Raw genomic sequence first — 3,400 nt, 5'->3', positions numbered from 1 at the left:
CCGGGGGTCAGGCGTCCCTGCGCTGCAGCAGTACGGCCGCGACGGCCAGCAGGGCGGCCGTCCACAGCGCGAGCACACCGAGGCCCTGCCAGGGCCCCAGCACGTCGCCGGTGCGGGGGTGCTGCTGGGTGATCAGGTATCCGGCCTCGGTGGGGAGGTAGCCGTGGATGTGCTCGCCCACGCTGCCGGGCAGCAGCTTGGCCATCGGGGCGATCACCAGGACGAAGGCGATGACGCCGGTGATGCTCGCCGCGGTGTGCCGGATGATCGCGCCGACCGCGAGCGCGAACAGGCCCAGCAGGGACAGGTAGAGGCCGCAGCCGACGACGGCCCGCAGGACCCCCGGGTCGCCGATCGCGACCGGCGCCTTGCTGTGCAGGATCGGCGCGCCGATGAAGAAGGAGCCGAACGCGGTCAGTTCGCCCACGGCCAGCACCAGCAGCCCGAAGACCGCGCCCTTGGCCGCCAGCACCGGCACCCGCTTGGGCACCGCGAGCAGGCTGGCACGGATCATGCCGGTGGAGTACTCGGAGGCGATGACCATCGTGCCCAGCACACAGATCGCGAGCTGGCTGAGCAGGATGCCGCTGCCCAGGATGGTGCCGGTCGGATCGAGGCGCATCGCGGCCTGCTGGGAGGCATCGCTCTTGTCCCAGTTCGCGACGCCCATCTCCATGAACAGCACGGTGAAGACGAGGGTGAGCACGACCAGGATGGCCAGCGACCAGACGGTGGAGCGGACCGAGCGGATCTTGGTCCACTCGGAGAGCATCAGCCGCCCGAAGCTCGGCCGGTGCGCTGCGGCGGCTGTGCGCGCGGGGGCGCTCAGGGTGGTCACTTCACGCCTCCGGCGGTGGGTGCGACGGCGTCGTACTCGACGGCGTCCCGGGTCAGTTCCATGAAGGCGTCCTCGAGCGATCCGCGCCGGGTCGACAACTCGTGCAGGACCAGGCCGCTAGCGGCGGCGATCTCGGCGATGCGCGGGGCCTCGACCCCGCTGACGTCCAGGTCGCCGTCGCCGGTGCGGGCGACGGTGGCGCCCTCGGCCCGCAGCAGCGTCACCAGCCGCGCCCCGTCAGGGGTCTTGACCAGGACGGACTGCTCGGTGCTGCGCTCGATGAACTCGCTCGTGGAGCAGTCGGCGACCAGCCGGCCGCGGCCGATGACGATGAGATGGTCGGCGGTGACGGCCATCTCGTTCATCAGATGGCTCGAGACGAAGACGGTACGGCCCTCCGCCGCGAGCGACTTCATCAGATTCCGGATCCACACGATGCCCTCGGGGTCGAGACCGTTGACCGGCTCGTCCAGCACCAGCACCGCGGGATCGCCCAGCAGCGCCGCCGCGATGCCCAGCCGCTGCCCCATGCCCAGCGAGAAGCCGCCCGCCCGCTTGCGGGCCACCGCGGCCAGCCCGACCCGCTCGATGACCTCCTCGACCCGGCGCCTGCCCAGACCCTGCGTCTGGGCCAGGCACAGCAGATGGTCGTAGGCGCTGCGGCCGGTGTGGACCGCGCGCGCCTCCAGCAGCGCGCCGACCGTCTGCAGGGGCTGCGCGAGATCGCGGTAGCGCACACCGTCGACGGTGGCCTCGCCGGCGTCGGGCCGGTCCAGTCCCAGCAGCAGCCGCATGGTGGTGGACTTGCCTGCGCCGTTGGGGCCCAGGAAGCCGGTGACCCGGCCGGGCTCGACCGTGAACGACAGGTCGTTCACGGCGGTCTTGTCGCCGTAGCGTTTGGTGAGGTTCTTGGCCTCGATCATGGTCACCTCGGTTGAATGGCCTGCGAGAGTTTCGCCGGGGAAAAGAACACTCCCCACCCGCCTGTGGTATCAGGAGTTCTATTCCGTTCAGTAGTCGCAGACCGTCCCGGTCCTGAACGATGGCCTCCGCTTCACCCCGTGGTTATTTTGGCAGCGATGACCGTCCGCTGAAGCGCCTGTTTCATCTGCTTACTTTCCTCGGTTGAACCCGCAAACCCATGAGGGTGGCCATGAATTCAGTCACGAACGAACCGGCCGGCACCGGCCGGCGCCCGGTGATCGGGATCTGCGCGCGGACCGCGCCGGTCACGCTCCAGGGCAGCGACCTGGCCGTCAGCCTCGCCCTCCAGTCGCACGTGGCCTTCCTGTCCGAGGCGGGCTGCACACCGCTGCTGCTCCCGCTGCTGCCCGGCGCGGCGGACCTGGCGGAGCGGCTCGACGGACTGCTGATCCCGGGCGGCCCCGATCTCGATCCCGGGCTCTACGGCCAGGACCCGCACCCGGCGACCCGGGCGATGAGCCCGGACGCCGACCGCGTCGAACTGGCGCTGGCCAGGAGGGCACTTGACGCCCGCCTGCCGGTCCTGGCGATCTGCCGGGGCATGCAGCTGCTCAACGTGCTGCACGGGGGCACCCTCGAGCAGCACCTGCCGGACACCACGGGCGACGACGGCCACCGGCCGCGGACCGCGTCCTTCACCCTCGGCCGCCATCCGCTCAAGCTCCGGCCGGACAGCCGGATCGCGGCCGTCCTGGACGAGGACGAGCCGCGGACCGCCTGCCACCACCACCAGGCCGTCGGCCGGCTCGGCGCCGGCCTCACCGCCACCGGATGGGCCGGTGACGGGATCGTCGAGGCCGTCGAAGTCACGGACCACCCCTTCGCGGTCGGTGTGCAATGGGAATGCGGGCAGACGCCCGACAGGCGACTTCATGAGGCACTTGCCCAAGCCGCCGGACGCCCGAAGAATTAGCGGACCGCCGAAATCTTGTCGTCGCGGAAAAGCGCGGCCCCGAGGGCAGAGCCTTTTCCGGTCTTTTTCCGATCCCTGTGCGAAGGAGAATGAAAGATGCCGCCGCGGATGCCCAACCCGTCGCTGGTCGTTCCCGATGTCCTGCCGCCCATGCGCGCCCTGGTCAAGGCCGTCAACAGTGTCGGCGTGCCGTTGCAGACCCTGGTGCTCATCCACCTGAGGGTGAGCCAGATCAACGGCCGCCCGGTCCAGATACCCGTGAAGAAGCGCGAGTTCGAGGAGGCGGGGGAGGAGGACCACCGTCTGCCCCTGGTGGAGACCTGGCGGGAGCAGACCTGCTTCACCGACGCCGAACGCTCCGTGCTGGCGCTGGCCGAGGCCGCGACGCGCATCGAGGGCCACAAGGACCCGGTGTCGGACGAGGTCTGGGCCGAGGCCGCCCGGCACTTCACCGAGCGGGAACTGGGCGCGGTGGTCCTGCACATCGGTCTGGTCAACCTCTGGAACCGCGTCAACGTCGCCACCAAGCAGGAGCCGGTGGACTGGCGCATCAACCCCAAGACGTGGACCCCGATGACCACCCGGCTGCCCGCCGCCCCCTGACCCCCTCCGCCCCTGCGTATCCCGCCTCCCCGTCACGCCCGAGGCCCTGTCCGGCCTGTCTC

At 70.6% G+C, this 3,400-nt stretch carries 4 protein-coding genes; 2 read left to right on the top strand and 2 right to left on the bottom strand.

Annotated features, from left to right (window positions below; genetic code table 11):
- Nucleotides 1-7: 7 nt before the first annotated feature.
- Nucleotides 8-838 (bottom strand): ABC transporter permease, encoded by an 831-nt coding sequence (locus tag ACFWBT_RS42380; RefSeq protein WP_385709990.1) that lies wholly within the window; start codon nt 836-838, stop codon nt 8-10.
- The gene (locus ACFWBT_RS42375; RefSeq protein ID WP_385709987.1) at nt 835-1,761 is read right to left on the bottom strand and encodes an ABC transporter ATP-binding protein; all 927 of its coding nucleotides are present in this window, start codon (nt 1,759-1,761) and stop codon (nt 835-837) included. Before ACFWBT_RS42375 ends, ACFWBT_RS42380 begins: the two co-directional genes overlap by 4 nt.
- A 230-nt stretch (nt 1,762-1,991) precedes the next feature.
- Here ACFWBT_RS42375 and ACFWBT_RS42370 point away from each other — a divergent pair, with 230 nt between their 5' ends.
- Nucleotides 1,992-2,735 (top strand): gamma-glutamyl-gamma-aminobutyrate hydrolase family protein, encoded by a 744-nt coding sequence (locus tag ACFWBT_RS42370; RefSeq protein ID WP_385709985.1) that lies wholly within the window; start codon nt 1,992-1,994, stop codon nt 2,733-2,735.
- 96 nt (nt 2,736-2,831) lie between these two features.
- Nucleotides 2,832-3,338: a carboxymuconolactone decarboxylase family protein gene (locus ACFWBT_RS42365; RefSeq protein ID WP_266766269.1), complete on the top strand. Its 507-nt coding sequence runs from the start codon at nt 2,832-2,834 to the stop codon at nt 3,336-3,338.
- The last annotated feature ends 62 nt before the right edge of the window (nt 3,339-3,400 follow it).

Origin of the sequence: Streptomyces sp. NPDC060027 (genome assembly GCF_042737005.1) — a bacterium.
Taxonomy (GTDB): Bacteria; Actinomycetota; Actinomycetes; order Streptomycetales; family Streptomycetaceae; genus Streptomyces.
This window is presented reverse-complemented; position numbering and strand designations above follow the sequence as displayed.

Bases quoted from the DNA above. Each gene is read 5' to 3' on its own strand.
- ACFWBT_RS42375 (WP_385709987.1), bottom strand. From the start codon at position 1,761: ATGATCGAGGCCAAGAACCTCACCAAACGCTACGGCGACAAGACCGCC.
- ACFWBT_RS42370 (WP_385709985.1), top strand. From the start codon at position 1,992: ATGAATTCAGTCACGAACGAACCGGCCGGCACCGGCCGGCGCCCGGTG.
- ACFWBT_RS42365 (WP_266766269.1), top strand. From the start codon at position 2,832: ATGCCGCCGCGGATGCCCAACCCGTCGCTGGTCGTTCCCGATGTCCTG.